Raw genomic sequence first — 16,321 nt, forward strand, 5'->3', positions numbered from 1 at the left:
GCCACCGGGCAACAAACTTACGCTCGGGTCATCATCAGCTTACGCAGCGCGGCAAAGTCTGCGGGCAGCTCATGAGACAGCAGCGGCAGGTCGGCACGCTCGGCCAGCTCTTTTGGCAGCGGCAGCGTTTCCCCCAGGATCGCTTCCACGCTCTCTTTGAACTTGGCCGGATGGGCGGTGCCGAGGAACAGGCCATACTCACCCGGTTGAAGCTGATCGCGCAGGGCACGATAGGCAATCGCCGCGTGCGGCTCAGAGGTATAGCCCACCGCTTTCAGCTCGCGCATGGTGGCTTTCGTGGTTTCGTCCGTCACCGCTGCGTAACCCAGATCGCCCAGACGCCAGACCTTACGGCGGAACAGCTCTTCCACACGCGGCCAGTTGTTAGGCTGTGACACATCCATCGCATTGGAGAGCGTGGCCTGAGTCGCGTTCGGCGCCCATTTTCCGTCCTTCAGGAAACGCGGCACGGTGTCGTTGGCGTTGGTGGCGGCGATAAAGCGCTTCACCGGCAGGCCGAGTGATTTCGCCAGCAGGCCTGCCGTCAGGTCGCCGAAGTTCCCGCTTGGCACGGAAACCACCAGCTGATTGCGCGCGTCCTGCGGCAACTGCGCCACCGCTTCGAAGTAGTAGCAGATCTGCGCCAGCAGACGGCTGATGTTGATGGAGTTGGCAGAGTTCAGCCCCAGCGCCGCCTTCAGCTCTTCGTCATCGAAGGCTTGCTTCACCAGCGCCTGACAGGCATCGAAATCGCCGTCGATCGCCACGGTTTCAATGTTGCCCCCAAGGGTGCAGAACAGTTTTTCCTGAAGCGGGCTGATTTTGCCTTTCGGATAGAGGATCACCACGCGGACGTTTTTCAGGCCGTAGAACGCATGGGCCACCGCCGCACCGGTATCGCCTGAAGTCGCGGTCAGAATGGTCACCGGTTTGTCGCCGCTGATGTGGGTCAGCATCTGCGCCATAAAACGACCGCCGAAATCTTTGAACGCCAGCGTCGGGCCGTGGAACAGCTCCAGACAGCCAACGTCAGGCTCCACCTGCTTCACCGGCGCCGGGAAAGCAAACGCCGCACGCACGCGCTCTTCCAGCAGCTCCTGTGGGATTTCGTCGCCGATAAACGCAGACAGAATTTTGGTGCTGCGGGTGACAAAGTCCTGCTTCAGCAGTTCATCGATTTCGGTCAGCTGAAATTCCGGCAGGTCGTGGGGGAAGAACAGCCCCTGATTTTTGCCAAGCCCCTGCGTTACCGCCTGCGCAAAGCTGACCTGCTCGTTATGATCTTTAAGGTTGTAGAGTTTCATTCGTTATCCCAGTACTCGTGCGCCAGCCGTGTCCAGACGGCAAATATGAACAAAGCCTTCCTGATTTTGCAGGTAGTGTTTAGAGAGCCAGTCCGCCACGCGCTGCGCGGTGTCTGGCTTGTCGCATAAGGCGAACAGCGTCGGGCCGGAGCCGGAGATGCCGCACGCCTGTGCGCCGATATCCATGGATGCCTGTCGCGCTTCGTTAAAGCCCGGCAGCAGCTTCGTGCGATACGGCTCGGCAATAATGTCTTTCATCAGTTTCGCCGCCAGCTGCGGCTGTCGGGTGTAGCAGGCATGAATAAAGCCCGCCAGATGACGCCCGTGGGCAATACAGTCCTGACGACGATACTGCGCCGGCAGGATCGCACGCGCTTCGGCGGTAGACACTTTAATGCCCGGATAGGCCAGCACCCACAGCCACTCATCAAACCCTGGCACCTGCTGGCTGATGATGCCATTTTCTTCAATCATCAGCTGCATGCCGCCAAGGAAGCACGGCGCCACGTTATCATAATGAATGCTGCCGGAGATGCGCCCTTCCAGCTCGCCCATCAGCGCCAGCAGACGGCTGTTGTTCAGCGGCTTGCCGCAGTGCTCATTCATCGCCACCAGCGCGGCGACCACCGAGCAGGCGCTCGAGCCCAGCCCCGAACCAATCGGCATGCTCTTTTCCAGCGTCATGGCGACCGGCACGTTCTTGCCGATCTCCTGACAGAAGCGTTCCCAGCACTGATAAACAATATTCTCGCGCGGTTCAGACGGCAGCTTACTGGCGAAACGGCCGATGTTATTCAGGCTGAAGCGCTCTGCCGCCTCAACCGTAACCGTATCGCCCAGCAGCGAACCGTCCACCGGCGTTACCGCCGCGCCCAGCACGTCAAATCCGACGCTCATATTGGCGCTGGAAGCCGGGGCATATACTTTAACCATCTTAAACTCCTAACTTCCATGACAGGGTACGCAGCAGATCGGCAAACACGCCTGCCGCAGTCACATCATTCCCTGCGCCATAGCCGCGAAGCACCAGCGGCAGTGGCTGATAATAATGGCTGTAGAACGCCAGAGCGTTCTCGCCGTTTTTCACCTTGTACAGCGGATCGTTGCCATCCACTTCGGCAATCTTCACCCGGCAGACGCCGTCTTCTTCAATGTTGCCAACATAGCGCAATACCTTACCTTCATCACGGGCTTTCGCAACGCGTGCGGCAAAGGCATCGTCAAGCTGAGGTAAATTCGCCATAAAGGCGCTGACGTCACCGCTGTCATCAAATTCTGCTGGCAGCACTGGCTCAATCACGATATCCGAAAGCTCCAGCTCGCGGCCGGTCTCGCGCACCAGGATCAGCAGCTTACGCGCCACGTCCATACCGGAGAGGTCGTCGCGCGGATCCGGCTCGGTGTAGCCCAGCTCGCGCGCGGCGCGGGTGGCTTCCGACAGGCTCATCCCTTCGTCCAGCTTGCCGAAGATAAACGACAGGGAGCCGGAGAGGATGCCGGAGAAACGCTGTAGTTCGTCGCCCGCGTTCAGCAGGTTTTGCAGGTTCTCGATGACCGGCAGGCCCGCGCCCACGTTGGTGTCATACAGAAACTTGCGGCGCGACTTACTCGCCGCCAGACGCAGCTGGTGATAGTAATCCATTGACGAGGTGTTGGCCTTTTTGTTCGGCGTCACCACGTGGAAACCTTCGCGCAGGAAATCCGCGTACTGATCGGCCACCGCCTGGCTGGAGGTACAGTCAACGATCACCGGGTTAAGCAGGTGATATTCTTTCACCAGACGGATCAGGCGGCCCAGGTTAAACGGCTCTTTCGCCTCTTCCAGCTCCGCCTGCCAGTTTTCCAGGTTCAGACCGTGGACGTTAGTCAGCAACGCTTTCGAGTTCGCAATGCCGCAGACGCGCAGATCGATATGTTTCTTCTTAAGCCACTCCTGTTGACGCTTTACCTGCTCCAGCAGCGCGCCGCCGACGCCGCCGACGCCCACCAGGAACAGCTCAATCACCTGGTCGGTGTTGAACAGCATCTGATGCACCACGCGCACGCCGGTAGTGGCGTCATCGTTATCCACGACAACGGAAATGGAACGCTCGGATGAGCCCTGGGCAATCGCCACGATATTGATATTGGCCCGCGCCAGCGCGGCAAAGAATTTGGCGGAGATACCGCGCAGGGTGCGCATACCGTCGCCGACCACCGAGATAATCGCCAGACGCTCCTGAATGGAAAGCGGCTCCAGCAGCTCTTCTTTCAGCTCCAGATAGAACTCTTCTTCCAGCGCGCGACGGGCGCGCAGGCAATCGCCCTGCGGAACGCAGAAGCTGATGCTGTATTCGGAAGAGGACTGCGTGATCAGCACCACGGAGATCCCGTTGCGGGACATAGCGGCAAAGACGCGTGCCGCCATGCCGACCATGCCCTTCATCCCCGGGCCGGAGACGCTGAACATCGCCATGTTATTGAGGTTAGAAATGCCTTTCACCGGCAGGTCATCTTCATCCGCGCTGGCGCCAATCAGCGTGCCCGGCGCCTGCGGATTACCGGTATTCTTAATCAGGCAAGGGATCTGGAACTGGGCAATCGGGGAGATGGTACGCGGGTGAAGAACTTTAGCGCCGAAGTAGGAAAGCTCCATTGCTTCCTGGTACGACATCGACTTCAGCAACCTGGCATCCGGCACCTGGCGCGGATCGCAGGTATAAACGCCGTCGACATCAGTCCAGATCTCACAACAGTCTGCGCGTAAACAGGCCGCCAGCACCGCAGCGGAGTAGTCAGAGCCGTTACGCCCCAGCACCACCAGTTCGCCCTTCTCGTTACCGGCGGTAAAGCCTGCCATCAGGATCATATGGTCAGACGGGATTTTGCTCGCCGCAATACGGCGTGTCGACTCGGCAATGTCGACGGTGGATTCGAGGTAGTGGCCCACAGCCAGCAGTTTTTCAACCGGATCGATGACCGTCACGTGGTGACCGCGCGCTTCCAGCACGCCTGCCATGATGGCGATAGAGAGTTTTTCACCCCGGCAAATCAGCGCCGCGTTGATGCTGTCCGGGCACTGGCCAAGCAGGCTGATACCGTGAAGAACGTGTTTAATCTGGGCAAATTCAAGTTCAACGGTGCTTTTCAGCTGCGCCAGCGGGAAACCAGGCTGGGCGTCGGCCAGCCCCTGAAGCAGATCGGCGAAGATACGCTCGGCGTCGCTGATATTCGGCAGTGCATCCTGACCACCGATGGTTTTTTCAATCATCGCCACCAGGTGGTTCGTGATTTTGGCCGGGGCAGAGAGCACGGTGGCAACCTGCCCCTGCCTGGCGTTGCTTTCCAGGATATCGGCAACACGCAGAAAACGTTCTGCATTTGCCACTGACGTACCGCCGAACTTCAACACTCGCATGGTTCTACCTCATTTCCTTTAGCCGAAAAAAAAGCCCGCACTGTTCAGGTGCGGGCTTTTTTCTGTTTTTCCTGTACGCGTCAGCCCGCATCGTTACCTGTGGTAATGATGATGGTTGTAGTAATGGTGGTGATGCTGATGCGTTTCATGGATGTTGTGTACTCTGTCATTATTATCTGTCTGTGCTCTATTCTTTTAGGGTTAAAGGATCGAGCCCCTTAAGTCAATGAATTTTTAATTTGATCACAATTCGGGACATTCTCACGTCCCGCTGCGGGCAGATTTATTTTCATCGGAATACCCCAGTTGCAACCCCAGACATCAGCAGGATCGGCCATAATAAAAACCTATGGCACTATTTTACTCCGCTAATTTTTTTTCAATATCATGAAGCAATCGGTGCAGCATTGCCGTGTCGCGCTGTTCAAGACGCCCCAGGCGCTGCTGTAACCAGTCCACCATTTTTTGATCGTCAGCGACGCCCAACTGCGCAAGAAGCTTATCTGCACGAACACGCAGTGCCGCCAACTGGTTTTCATCCGAAACTGTCACCGGTGGCTGAGAAATTTGTATTAAGGATGCTAATTGATAGCAATAGACCATCACCGCCTGCCCCAGATTGAGTGACGGATAATCCGCCACCATCGGCGCGCCCGTCAGCACGTCAGCCAGCGCCAGCTCTTCGTTAGTCAGCCCGGAATCTTCTCGCCCAAACACCAGCGCGGCTTTCTCCAGCCACTGGCTTTTCTCTTCCAGCATCGGCACCAGTTCAGCAGGCGTGGCGTAATAGTGAAACTTCGCCCGGCTGCGCGCGGTCGTCGCGACGGTAAATGAAATATCGTGGAGTGCGTCGGCGAGCGTAGCGTAAGTGGTTATATTATCGAGAATATCACCCGAACCGTGCGCCACCCAGCGCGCAGCAGGCTCCAGATGCGCCGTGCTGTCCACAATACGCAAATCGGTAAAACCCATAGTCTTCATGGCACGCGCCGCAGCGCCAATATTTTCAGCTCTTGCTGGTGCCACCAGCACAATCGACAGATGCATTTACGCTCTCTTTTTAATCAGTTAGCAGGTAAAAATGTGATTCAGTTCAACATATTACGCAGCACGAATTTACATTTTTGCAACACAAATCACCGAAATAGCGTTTCATAACAATTAAAAAAAGCTAAACTATTTTGTGGCTGAACAATCAGTTAGAATGTTAACAGAAGACCATTATCCTTATGTTTTGTAATGATAATAACCATATGAATACTCTTTTCTGATTGGATTCGTACCGTTTATCAATCAATGTCCGCAACTAGTTGGTTTATTGAAAAATTGTGACAAAGGCTAGCATTCAGCTACGATGATTTCATCAAACTGTTAACGTGCTACAATTGAACTTGATATATGTCAACGAAGCGTAGTTTTATTGGGTGTCCGGTGTCACTTAGCCTGTTATGTTGCTGTTAAAATGGTTAGGATGACAGCCGTTTTTGACACTGTCGGGTCCAAAGGGAAAGTACCCACGACCAAGCTAATGATGTTGTTGACGTTGATGGAAAGTGCATCAAGAACGCAATTACGTACTTTAGTCACGTTAAGCCGATCATGTTAATTTGCGACATGCATCAGGCAGGTCAGGGACTTTTGTACTTCCTGTTTCGATTTAGTTGGCAATTTAGGTAGCAAACATGCAGACCCCGCACATTCTTATCGTTGAAGACGAGTTGGTAACACGCAACACGTTAAAGAGCATTTTCGAAGCAGAAGGCTACGATGTCTTTGAAGCGACCGATGGCGCAGAGATGCATCAGATCCTTTCTGAAAATGATATCAACCTGGTGATTATGGATATCAACCTGCCGGGCAAAAACGGGCTTCTTCTGGCGCGCGAACTGCGTGAACAGGCGAACGTCGCGTTGATGTTCCTGACAGGCCGTGACAACGAGGTTGATAAAATTCTTGGTCTGGAAATCGGCGCGGATGACTACATCACCAAGCCGTTCAACCCTCGCGAGTTAACCATTCGTGCACGCAACCTGCTGTCCCGCACCATGAATCTGGGTACGGTCAGTGAAGAGCGTCGTAGCGTCGACAGCTACAAATTCAACGGCTGGGAACTTGATATCAACAGCCGTTCGCTGATTAGCCCGAACGGTGAGCAGTACAAACTGCCGCGCAGTGAATTCCGCGCGATGCTGCACTTCTGCGAGAACCCGGGCAAGATTCAGTCTCGTGCAGAACTGCTGAAGAAAATGACCGGTCGTGAGTTGAAGCCACACGATCGTACCGTTGACGTAACCATCCGTCGTATTCGTAAACATTTCGAATCTACGCCTGATACGCCGGAAATCATCGCCACGATCCATGGTGAAGGCTATCGTTTCTGCGGTGACCTCCAGGAGTAATCCTCACATCACGCAGTAAAGAACGGCGCATTTGCGCCGTTTTTTTTTATTAATGCCACGGCATAATCGGCACCGCGCTAATCGCGTTTTTCGGTGAGCCTTCCACGACTTTGTCCGAGTAGGCCAGATAAGCCAGGGTGTTACGCTTCGCATCATAAAAACGGACCACCTGTAGCTTTTTGAACACCAGCGAGGTCCGTTTCTGGAATACAACGTCGCCCTGCGCTTTGCCGTTTTTAATTTTGTCACTCAATTCCACCGGTCCAACCTGCTGGCAGGAGATGGCCGCGTCAGACGTGTCTTCAGCCAGCCCCAGGCCGCCTTTAATCCCGCCGGTCTTCGCCCGGCTGACATAGCAGGTGACGTTTTTAACGTCCGGATCGTCAAACGCCTCCACCACAATTTTGTGGTCCGGCCCAAACATTTTAAACACGGTATCCACGGAGCCAATTTGCTCCGCCTGCGCCACGCGCCCTGCCATCAGCGCCAGTGCTGCAAAGACTAAAACCTTGTATTTCATATTGTTACCATTCATAAAAAATTACGCTGAGCGATTATTCAACAGGTTAGATAAAAATGTAGCAAGATCACAGGATTAGAATATATCCGCACATAAATCACCATAAAAAGCATTTATGCGCAAAAAAAACACTGAATGCTAAAACGTCAAAAAATGCTATTATCCGCTAACCTGTAAACAGGCACCTGCGGCAGTTTTAAGGATGAGGATAGTATATGGATCAGGCTGGAATTATTCGCGACCTGCTCACCTGGCTGGAAGGTCATCTCGACCAGCCATTGTCACTGGATAATGTGGCGGCAAAAGCAGGCTATTCCAAGTGGCATCTGCAAAGGATGTTCAAGGATGTCACCGGTCATGCTATCGGTGCCTATATTCGCGCACGTCGTTTATCAAAGTCTGCTGTTGCGTTGCGCCTGACCGCGCGACCAATCCTTGATATTGCTCTGCAATATCGTTTCGATTCACAGCAAACTTTCACCCGCGCCTTTAAAAAGCAGTTCTCGTTAACGCCAGCGCTTTATCGCCGCTCGCCGGACTGGAGCTCCTTTGGTATGCGTCCGCCGCTGCGTCTGGGCGAGTTTGCGATGCCAAAATATGAAATCATCACCCTGCCAGAAACGCACCTGGTCGGCACCACGCAGAGCTACTCCTGTTCCCTTGAGCAGATCTCCGAGTTCCGCCATCAGATGCGCGTTCAGTTCTGGCGCGAATTTTTAAGCCATGCTCCGGCGATCCCGCCGATTCTGTATGGTTTGAACGAAACGCATCCAAGCCAGGAAAAAGATGACGAGCAGGAGGTGTTCTATACCACGGCGCTGACGCCTGATATGGCGAACGGTTACATTCATGGCTCGAAGCCTGTCGTGCTGGAAGGCGGCGAGTATGTGATGTTCTCATACGAAGGTTTAGGAACGGGCGTTCAGGAGTTCATCCTGACCGTTTACGGGACCTGCATGCCGATGCTGAATCTGAATCGCCGTAAAGGTCAGGACATTGAGCGCTACTATCCGGCGCAAGATGCTAAACCGGAAGAAGGCCCTATCAATCTGCGTATGGAATTCCTGATTCCGGTACGTCGTTAACGCTGCAATTCGTCCAGTGCAGGGGCATCAAGATGCGAAATGTCCCCTGCCATCTCAACCACCCACCCCGATGCCAGCCAGGCACTTTCCTGATAGTCGATACGGGAAATGGAACAGTTGCGCAGACGCAAACGGCGTTCGGCGTAAGCCGGCAGTCCCAGAATGGTGCTCACCAGACAACCCAGCGCGATACCGTGGCTCACCAGCAGCGGTCGGCTACCTGCCGGGAGTTTCAGGCACTCGGCCAGCGCGGCATGCATGCGCACGCTCAGCTCCTGCATGGATTCACCCTCAGGGATGCGACCATCTTCAGTGCCGTTCACCAGCGTGCGGCGCCAGCCTTCTTCGGTTTCCGTCAGCGTATCGATAGGACGTTTTTCCAGCACGCCCATATCCAGCTCGCGCAGACGCGGTTCGAGGGTCACGTCGCAGCCACAGGCATCGGCGATGATGCGTGCCGTCTGCTGTGTGCGGCCTAAATCACTGGAGATGACGTGAGTGATGCCCAGCGTTCTGGCGCGCTCCGCCACCTGCCACGCTTGCTGCACACCTTTGTCGGTGAGAGGACTGTCTGACTGGCCTTGAATACGTCGCTCGGCGTTCCACTGCGTTTCACCGTGGCGAACAAGGTATACCTGTAACATGCTTTTTTTCCGTTATACTGCGATGAATTTTTTAAATCGAGCTTAATTATGCACCATGTTGTCTCTGCTACCACCAATCCTGCCAAAATTCAGGCAATTCTAAGGGCATTTGACGAGATCTTCGGCGAAGGATCCTGCCATATTGACGCCGTCGGCGTCGAGAGCGGTGTGCCGGAACAGCCGTTTGGCAGCGAGGAAACACGCGCTGGCGCACGAAATCGCGTGGCGAATGCAAAAGCCGCCGCGCCAGACGCTGACTTCTGGGTCGCGATTGAAGCTGGTATCGACGAAGGAGCGACCTTCAGCTGGGTTGTCATCGAAAGCCGCGAGCAGCGCGGCGAAGCGCGTTCTGCCACGCTGCCGCTGCCGGAGGTCATACTGGAGAAAGTCCGCGCGGGTGAGGCGCTGGGTCCGGTAATGTCGCACTACACCGGCATTGATGATATTGGTCGTAAAGAGGGGGCGATTGGCGTCTTTACCGCGGGCAAGCTCACCCGTTCGAGCGTTTACCACCAGGCCGTAATTCTGGCGTTAAGTCCGTTCCATAACGCGATTTATCGTTAAGTCTGTAGGCCGGATAAGGCGAAGCCGTCATCCGGCGTTTTTCAGCAATACCGCTTCCAGCCACTGACGCAGTTCAACCGGCGCCGACTTCAGGCTGTTTGAACCACGGGTAATGGTCGCGATGCCCGCGCCCAGCTCGTTTTTCAGCTCGCGCTGGCTCATTTCGCCGCGCAGCAGTTCCTCAATAATGCGTACCCGCGTGCCCAGCGCTTCGCGTTCATCGGGCGTCAGCATCAGCTGTAGCAACGGTAAATGCAGATCTTTGTCGTAAGACTGGCGGAGCAACTCCACAAAACGAAGCCACTCCTGATGACGTTGTTCGGCCATTGCCGAGGAATACTGGGAATGCTGGGTCATGTTATGCTGCCTCTTGTACTCTTTAGCGAGTACAGCATAACACAACCCACGCCGATCAGTAACGTCTCTGCCACTCGGCATCGCTCATCAGGGTATCTTTCTGCCCCATGAAGTAGCGATAGTAGGCGTCATAGGCCAGCACGTTCTTCACATAGCCGCGCGTTTCCGAGAACGGAATGCTCTCGACAAACGCCACGGCGTCGATACGCCCTGCGCTGTTACCAAGCCATGTCCGCACGCGGCCTGGCCCGGCGTTGTACGCCGCTGACGCGAAGATACGGTTATTACCGAACTGCTGATAGACGTACTGCAAGTAGCTGGTACCGATGTTGATGTTGGTCTCCGGATCCAGCAGCTGGGACGGGCTGCTGTAGCCTGGAATATTAAACATCTTCACCGTGTGCGTCGCGGTGCCCGGCATAATCTGCATCAGGCCGCTGGCACCCACTGGTGAACGCACTTTCGGGTTCCAGGCGCTCTCCTGACGGGCAATGGCCATCGCGTAGCTTTGCGGAATATCTTTGCCGCTGGTGTAGCGATCGAACAGATCCTTATAAGCCAGCGGGAAACGCTCTTCGAGATGATCCCAGAGTTTGCCGGCGATCGTCGCCTGCACGCTCAGATCCCACCAGCGATTATCAAACGCATAGCGGGCAAGCTGCGCTTTCTCTTCAGTGGTACGGCTGGTGACCAGATTCGCCCATTCGCTGCGCGCGGTATTATCCAGATTCCAGTACATCAGCTCGCGCACGCGCGCCATTTCCGGCCCCTGCGTCAGCGCCGGGTTCGCGTTGGCTGGCGCTTTGTCGATCTTCAGGGTGTACTCCTCGCCCAGACGCTGCGCCGCCGCCATCGGGTAGAATCCGCGCTGCTGCATCAGGGAGTGGAGGATCTCTTTGGCTTCATCGTCACGACCACGTTCCAGCAGCAGGTCTGCCTGCCAGTAACGCCATTCATCTTTCTCTTTGGCATCCATCGGCAGACGCGCCAGCCAGGTATTGAGGCCACGACGATCGCCCGTTCCCAGCGCCATGCGCACGCGACGCTCCACCAGCGAGACAGAGTTTGAACGCATCACCGCATCATCACGCCAGCGCGCCTGTTCGTCGGTGACATCTGTTCCCATCAGTCGCCATGCCACGATATCGCGCAGCTCCTGAGTTTGATCGTCATTAAGCTGCTGGGCCTGCACCAGCTGCGGGATCATCAGCCTGGCGTTTTCCACATCATCACGCGCCACGCTGGCAAAGGCCACCGCCGCCATCTGGCGGGTAAAATCGGTCGCGCCGGTGGTACGCGCAAACGTCAGGACGGTGTTCGGATCGTTTGCCAGGCCGATAACGGCAGAAGCAATGGTCTGATAATCCGCCGGCATTTGCCCCGCCAGCACGGTGACCAGCCGCGTGTTCCCGGCCTTCATCGCCAGGCGAATACGTTCGAGGTAGGAGAGCGGATCCTGCTGCCCCGACGCGCGCCAGGCGCTGAAAAGCGGATCGCAGGCGTTGGGCTGACTTTTGCCCGTCAGCCACAGCTCTTTTGCGCCGGCCCACGCTTCTTCCTGCTGGCCGGTAGCCCATTTCGCATAATAGTAATTACACTGCGCTTCCGTCGCGCCCGGTTTATCCGGGCTGAAAGCCAGCAGGCCGCGCCAGTCTTCGCGACGGGCCAGCTCGTTCACAAACCGGGACTTCAGGGTACGCGCAGGCGGCAGGGTCGGGTTCGCCTGAATGAAATTATTCACGGTGACGGTCGGTTGATTCATGAGATCGTCCGTGATCTGGCGATACTCCAGATACGGATACAGCGGATAATCCTTGAGCGTCGGCATCAGCGCCTGCACGGTATCCATCTGCTTGTTGTCCCATGCCTGCTTAATCTGGGCATAGCGGCTACGTTGTTCATCCAGTGAATCGGCATGCACCGCCTGGCTTACCGCCATTACGCATACGCTGGCAGCCAGCAGACGCCAGACCACCCGTTTGGCTTTTTCCACAAGCTCTTCCTCATTGTTTTTCGTCAGTTGCAGCGTCTTGCCACGTCAAAGTTACATCAACTTATGCTAACCAGGCATCCCACAACGCGCCACGTCATGGACACTTTTTTACCTTTCTTGCGCGTTTTAACACTCCCGACGTTCCTGGCTGGGATTAGGGCGTGAAAAAGGCTACACTTCGAGGCTGAAATTCATTCTCATCACGATAAAAGAGGCGAAGTCCAACGTGGCTCAATTCGTTTATACCATGCATCGTGTCGGCAAAGTTGTCCCGCCGAAACGTCATATTCTTAAAAATATCTCGCTGAGCTTCTTCCCGGGCGCAAAAATCGGTGTTCTGGGTCTCAACGGTGCCGGTAAGTCCACCCTGCTGCGCATCATGGCCGGCATCGATACAGACATCGAAGGTGAAGCCCGTCCGCAGCCTGGCATTAAGATCGGCTACCTGCCGCAGGAACCTCAGCTGAACCCGGAGCACACAGTGCGTGAATCCGTTGAAGAAGCGGTATCCGAGGTGGTTAACGCCCTGAAAGGTCTGGATGAAGTGTATGCCAAATACGCCGAGCCGGATGCGGACTTCGACAAACTGGCCGCTCAGCAGGGCAAATATGAGGAAATTATCCAGGCGCACGATGGTCACAACCTGAACGTGCAGCTGGAGCGCGCGGCTGATGCCCTGCGTCTGCCAGACTGGGATGCGAAAATCGCAAACCTGTCCGGTGGTGAACGCCGCCGTGTGGCGCTGTGCCGCCTGCTGCTGGAAAAACCAGACATGCTGCTGCTCGACGAACCGACCAACCACCTGGATGCCGAATCCGTGGCGTGGCTGGAGCGCTTCCTGCATGACTTCGAAGGCACCGTGGTAGCGATTACCCACGACCGTTACTTCCTCGACAACGTTGCGGGCTGGATCCTGGAGCTGGACCGCGGCGAAGGTATTCCGTGGGAAGGCAACTACTCCTCCTGGCTGGAGCAGAAAGACCAGCGTCTGGCGCAGGAAGCGTCTCAGGAAGCCGCCCGCCGTAAGTCTATTGAGAAAGAGCTGGAGTGGGTGCGTCAGGGCGCGAAAGGCCGTCAGTCTAAGGGCAAAGCCCGTCTGGCACGCTTCGAAGAGCTGAACAACACCGAATACCAGAAACGTAACGAAACCAACGAACTGTTTATTCCACCTGGAGCTCGTCTGGGGGATAAAGTGGTTGAAGTGACTAACCTGCGTAAGTCCTACGGCGACCGCGTGCTGATCGACGATCTGACCTTCTCCGTTCCGAAAGGCGCTATCGTCGGCATCATCGGTCCGAACGGCGCGGGTAAATCCACCCTGTTCCGCATGATGTCTGGTCAGGAACAGCCTGACAGCGGCTCTATCACCCTGGGTGAGACCGTGAAGCTGGCCTCCGTTGACCAGTTCCGCGACGCGATGGACAACAGCAAAACCGTGTGGGAAGAAGTCTCCGGCGGTCTGGATATCATGCGTATCGGCAACACCGAGATGCCAAGCCGCGCCTATGTTGGCCGCTTTAACTTCAAGGGCACCGACCAGGGCAAACGCGTGGGCGAGCTGTCCGGCGGTGAGCGCGGTCGTCTGCACCTGGCAAAACTGCTCCAGGTTGGCGGCAACGTTCTGCTGCTCGATGAACCCACCAACGACCTGGACATCGAAACCCTGCGCGCACTGGAAAACGCCCTGCTGGAGTTCCCGGGCTGCGCGATGGTTATCTCGCACGACCGCTGGTTCCTGGACCGTATCGCGACCCACATCCTGGACTACCAGGACGAAGGTAAGGTGGAGTTCTTCGAAGGTAACTTCACCGAATACGAAGAGTACAAGAAACGCACGCTGGGCGCAGACGCGCTGGAGCCGAAGCGTATTAAGTACAAGCGTATTGCGAAATAAAAGCAAAACGGCAACTTCGGTTGCCGTTTTTTATGTTTGTTCCCTCTCCCCATGGGAGAGGGCCAGGGTGAGGGCATCAGGCCGCACAAAATCACCCGCCCACGTAATACCGCTTCACCTCATCAAACTGCATCGCAAAGTCGATATAGCTCATCAGCGCAGGCGAATTGAGCTTACGGCTCGGGTAGGCCAGCCAGAGATCGTTTCCCTCAACGCTCCACGCCGACAGCACCTTCACCAGCGCGCCCTTTTCGATCTTATCTTCCAGCAGGAATGCGGGTAACAGCGTGATCCCCGCCCCGGCAATGGCGCATTCCCTGGCGTACACCAGATTATCCGTCATATGAGCGTTATCCGGCAGGTAGCGGTAATCCTCATTCTCGCTTCGCAGAAGCCACTCCGACCATGCCCGGTGCGTAATGCAGCGATGCTCCACCAGCTGTCGGGGATGAATTAACGGCTCCCGGCGTGCCAGGTAGTCGGGCGAGGCCAGCATGTAGCGCGGACAGTGCCCAATCATGCGGCCAATCAGGGAAGAATCCTGCGGTTTGCCGGTGCGCAGCGCCACGTCAAAGCCAGACTCGACCAGATCCACCACGTCGTCTGAGATCGACACATCCAGTGACACGTCCGGATAGCGAAGCTGGAACTCGGCATTCATATGCGCCAGCAGCGTCGCGCCAATTCCTGCCGGACAGGTGATCCGCAGCCGCCCGCTGGGGTTTTCTCGCAGCCGCTGAATGGCATACTCCGCGCGCTCGCTGGCCGCCAGCATCTCGCGACAGTGCACCAGATAGTGCTCGCCCGCAAACGTCAGGCTTATTCTGCGCGTCGTGCGATTCAACAGACGGATCCCCACCTGCTGCTCCAGCTGGCTAATACGCTGGCTGACGCTGGATTTTGGCAGTTCCGCCTTCTGCGCCGCCGCGGTAAAGCTGCCCATCTCGGCCACCAGCGCAAACAGTGCCATATCCTGAAGCTGTTTAAACATGATTGTTCACTCTGTACGAACGCTGAGTTCTGGATTGTCCATCTTATCATGCGGCTGACCACTTAATAGACTAGCCTCAACAAAACGAATGCCATTGAGGAGCACACCATGTCAGTGAAAGCCATTGCCGTTAACCCAGAAAATCCCTCCACCTTCGTTGAAATCACCCCGCCGATGCCGCAGCCCGGCGAACACGATCTGCTGGTGGAGGTGAAAGCCGTCTCCGTAAACCCGGTGGACACCAAGGTACATGCAGGCATTGCTAAAAGCGGGCTGAAGGAGCCGCGCATTCTCGGGTGGGATGCCAGCGGGATCGTAAAAGCCGTTGGGGCTGGCGTCACCGGATTCAAACCGGGTGACGAAGTGTGGTACGCGGGGGATATCACCCGACCGGGCAGCAATACCACACATCAGCTGATCGATGCGCGCATTGTCGGGCACAAGCCTGCAAGCCTTGACTGGGCCGCCGCGGCTGCACTGCCGCTGACGGCGCTCACCGCGTGGGAAGGCCTGTTTGAACGGCTGAAGATTCAGGATGCCGACGCAGATAAAACGCTGCTGATTATTGGCGGCGCGGGCGGGGTGGGATCGCTGGCGATCCCGTTTGCGAAGCACAACAGCAAGGTAAAGGTGATCGCAACGGCGTCCCGTGAAGATTCCGCCCGGTGGTGCCGCGATCGCGGTGCAGATGTGGTGGTGAACTACCGCGATCTGAAAGGCGAACTGGCGAAGCACGGGCTGACCTTTGTGGATTACATTTTCATCCTCAACGACACCGACGGGCACTGGGATGCGGTCAGCGACCTGATTGCACCGCAGGGGCATATCTGTTCCATCGTTGAGAATGAACATCCGCTGAACCAGGACAAGCTGAAGTCCAAATCCGCCGCGCTGCACTGGGAATTTATGTACACCCGCAGCATGTATCAGACGGCGGATATGGCGCGTCAGGGAGAGATCCTGGACGAAGTCGCGAAGCTGGTGGATAACGGCGTAGTGGAAAGTTCGCTCAGCGAAACGCTGCACGGGCTAAGCGTGGAAAGCATTACCGAAGCGCACCGCAAGGTGCTGGAGGGGCATATGCGTGGGAAGGTGGTGGTTGAGTATTGAGTGGACTGATTCCCTTACCCTGGCCCTCTCCTAAAGGGAGAGGGAGATTAAAGTCCCCTCTCC

16 protein-coding genes and 1 other annotated feature are annotated in these 16,321 nt (G+C 56.2%); of the genes, 5 read left to right on the forward strand and 11 right to left on the reverse strand.

Going from position 1 to position 16,321, the window contains the following annotated elements; translation table 11 throughout:
• Window positions 1-17: 17 nt before the first annotated feature.
• The 6 genes from thrC to yjjY form a co-directional block, all read right to left on the reverse strand.
• Window positions 18-1,304, reverse strand: coding sequence for a threonine synthase (gene thrC / locus ACOTX1_RS09950; RefSeq protein ID WP_003856490.1), 1,287 nt, complete (start codon window positions 1,302-1,304; stop codon window positions 18-20).
• Between the two features lie 3 nt (window positions 1,305-1,307).
• Complete coding sequence (thrB, locus tag ACOTX1_RS09955; protein ID WP_003856492.1) at window positions 1,308-2,237, reverse strand: homoserine kinase; 930 nt, start codon at window positions 2,235-2,237, stop codon at window positions 1,308-1,310.
• A 1-nt stretch (window position 2,238) separates the two neighbouring features.
• Window positions 2,239-4,701 carry a bifunctional aspartate kinase/homoserine dehydrogenase I gene (gene thrA, locus ACOTX1_RS09960; protein WP_003856494.1) on the reverse strand — a complete coding sequence of 821 codons (2,463 nt, stop codon included), beginning with the start codon at window positions 4,699-4,701 and terminating at the stop codon, window positions 2,239-2,241.
• A 24-nt stretch (window positions 4,702-4,725) separates the two neighbouring features.
• Window positions 4,726-4,843: a sequence feature (Thr leader region), on the reverse strand.
• Window positions 4,782-4,850 (reverse strand): thr operon leader peptide, encoded by a 69-nt coding sequence (gene thrL, locus ACOTX1_RS09965; protein ID WP_015572623.1) that lies wholly within the window; start codon window positions 4,848-4,850, stop codon window positions 4,782-4,784. (Overlaps the previous feature by 62 nt.)
• A 211-nt stretch (window positions 4,851-5,061) precedes the next feature.
• Window positions 5,062-5,748 (reverse strand): tRNA/rRNA methyltransferase, encoded by a 687-nt coding sequence (locus ACOTX1_RS09970; protein WP_003856496.1) that lies wholly within the window; start codon window positions 5,746-5,748, stop codon window positions 5,062-5,064.
• A 399-nt stretch (window positions 5,749-6,147) separates the two neighbouring features.
• Window positions 6,148-6,288, reverse strand: a complete 141-nt coding sequence (gene yjjY, locus ACOTX1_RS09975; RefSeq protein ID WP_001541509.1) for a protein YjjY — start codon at window positions 6,286-6,288, stop codon at window positions 6,148-6,150.
• Window positions 6,289-6,383: 95 nt separating this feature from the next.
• Here yjjY and arcA point away from each other — a divergent pair, with 95 nt between their 5' ends.
• Window positions 6,384-7,100, forward strand: a complete 717-nt coding sequence (gene arcA, locus ACOTX1_RS09980; protein ID WP_003856501.1) for a two-component system response regulator ArcA — start codon at window positions 6,384-6,386, stop codon at window positions 7,098-7,100.
• Between the two features lie 49 nt (window positions 7,101-7,149).
• On the opposite strand, the gene creA is transcribed toward arcA, so the two are convergent.
• Window positions 7,150-7,620: a protein CreA gene (creA, locus tag ACOTX1_RS09985; protein WP_003856503.1), complete on the reverse strand. Its 471-nt coding sequence runs from the start codon at window positions 7,618-7,620 to the stop codon at window positions 7,150-7,152.
• Window positions 7,621-7,835: 215 nt separating this feature from the next.
• Between creA and robA the strand changes: the two genes are divergently transcribed.
• On the forward strand, window positions 7,836-8,705 hold the full coding sequence (robA, locus tag ACOTX1_RS09990; RefSeq protein ID WP_003856504.1) for an MDR efflux pump AcrAB transcriptional activator RobA: 870 nt from the start codon (window positions 7,836-7,838) through the stop codon (window positions 8,703-8,705).
• On the opposite strand, the gene gpmB is transcribed toward robA, so the two are convergent.
• Window positions 8,702-9,349 (reverse strand): 2,3-diphosphoglycerate-dependent phosphoglycerate mutase GpmB, encoded by a 648-nt coding sequence (gene gpmB, locus ACOTX1_RS09995; protein WP_006810187.1) that lies wholly within the window; start codon window positions 9,347-9,349, stop codon window positions 8,702-8,704. The genes robA and gpmB overlap by 4 nt on opposite strands.
• A gap of 48 nt (window positions 9,350-9,397) precedes the next feature.
• Between gpmB and yjjX the strand changes: the two genes are divergently transcribed.
• Window positions 9,398-9,913, forward strand: a complete 516-nt coding sequence (yjjX, locus tag ACOTX1_RS10000) for an inosine/xanthosine triphosphatase (protein WP_023315362.1) — start codon at window positions 9,398-9,400, stop codon at window positions 9,911-9,913.
• A 27-nt stretch (window positions 9,914-9,940) separates the two neighbouring features.
• On the opposite strand, the gene trpR is transcribed toward yjjX, so the two are convergent.
• Window positions 9,941-10,270 carry a trp operon repressor gene (gene trpR / locus ACOTX1_RS10005; protein ID WP_023315361.1) on the reverse strand — a complete coding sequence of 110 codons (330 nt, stop codon included), beginning with the start codon at window positions 10,268-10,270 and terminating at the stop codon, window positions 9,941-9,943.
• 55 nt (window positions 10,271-10,325) lie between these two features.
• Window positions 10,326-12,263 (reverse strand): murein transglycosylase, encoded by a 1,938-nt coding sequence (gene sltY, locus ACOTX1_RS10010; RefSeq protein ID WP_023315360.1) that lies wholly within the window; start codon window positions 12,261-12,263, stop codon window positions 10,326-10,328.
• Window positions 12,264-12,489: 226 nt separating this feature from the next.
• On the opposite strand from sltY, the gene ettA reads away from it, so the two are divergent.
• Window positions 12,490-14,157: an energy-dependent translational throttle protein EttA gene (gene ettA / locus ACOTX1_RS10015; RefSeq protein WP_003856515.1), complete on the forward strand. Its 1,668-nt coding sequence runs from the start codon at window positions 12,490-12,492 to the stop codon at window positions 14,155-14,157.
• A gap of 91 nt (window positions 14,158-14,248) precedes the next feature.
• Here ettA and ACOTX1_RS10020 read toward each other — a convergent pair whose 3' ends face one another.
• Window positions 14,249-15,148, reverse strand: a complete 900-nt coding sequence (locus ACOTX1_RS10020; RefSeq protein WP_022650376.1) for a LysR family transcriptional regulator — start codon at window positions 15,146-15,148, stop codon at window positions 14,249-14,251.
• 108 nt (window positions 15,149-15,256) lie between these two features.
• Here ACOTX1_RS10020 and ACOTX1_RS10025 point away from each other — a divergent pair, with 108 nt between their 5' ends.
• Window positions 15,257-16,258, forward strand: a complete 1,002-nt coding sequence (locus ACOTX1_RS10025) for a zinc-binding alcohol dehydrogenase family protein (RefSeq protein ID WP_022650375.1) — start codon at window positions 15,257-15,259, stop codon at window positions 16,256-16,258.
• Window positions 16,259-16,321: the final 63 nt, after the last annotated feature.

This window comes from Enterobacter cloacae complex sp. IR5401 (assembly GCF_049238425.1).
Taxonomy (GTDB): domain Bacteria; phylum Pseudomonadota; class Gammaproteobacteria; order Enterobacterales; family Enterobacteriaceae; genus Enterobacter; species Enterobacter hormaechei_C.

Bases quoted from the DNA above. Each gene is read 5' to 3' on its own strand.
- ACOTX1_RS10025 (WP_022650375.1), top strand. From the start codon at position 15,257: ATGTCAGTGAAAGCCATTGCCGTTAACCCAGAAAATCCCTCCACCTTC.
- robA (WP_003856504.1), top strand. From the start codon at position 7,836: ATGGATCAGGCTGGAATTATTCGCGACCTGCTCACCTGGCTGGAAGGT.
- ACOTX1_RS09970 (WP_003856496.1), bottom strand. From the start codon at position 5,748: ATGCATCTGTCGATTGTGCTGGTGGCACCAGCAAGAGCTGAAAATATT.
- gpmB (WP_006810187.1), bottom strand. From the start codon at position 9,349: ATGTTACAGGTATACCTTGTTCGCCACGGTGAAACGCAGTGGAACGCC.
- arcA (WP_003856501.1), top strand. From the start codon at position 6,384: ATGCAGACCCCGCACATTCTTATCGTTGAAGACGAGTTGGTAACACGC.
- yjjX (WP_023315362.1), top strand. From the start codon at position 9,398: ATGCACCATGTTGTCTCTGCTACCACCAATCCTGCCAAAATTCAGGCA.
- trpR (WP_023315361.1), bottom strand. From the start codon at position 10,270: ATGACCCAGCATTCCCAGTATTCCTCGGCAATGGCCGAACAACGTCAT.
- thrC (WP_003856490.1), bottom strand. From the start codon at position 1,304: ATGAAACTCTACAACCTTAAAGATCATAACGAGCAGGTCAGCTTTGCG.
- ACOTX1_RS10020 (WP_022650376.1), bottom strand. From the start codon at position 15,148: ATGTTTAAACAGCTTCAGGATATGGCACTGTTTGCGCTGGTGGCCGAG.
- thrA (WP_003856494.1), bottom strand. From the start codon at position 4,701: ATGCGAGTGTTGAAGTTCGGCGGTACGTCAGTGGCAAATGCAGAACGT.
- thrB (WP_003856492.1), bottom strand. From the start codon at position 2,237: ATGGTTAAAGTATATGCCCCGGCTTCCAGCGCCAATATGAGCGTCGGA.
- creA (WP_003856503.1), bottom strand. From the start codon at position 7,620: ATGAAATACAAGGTTTTAGTCTTTGCAGCACTGGCGCTGATGGCAGGG.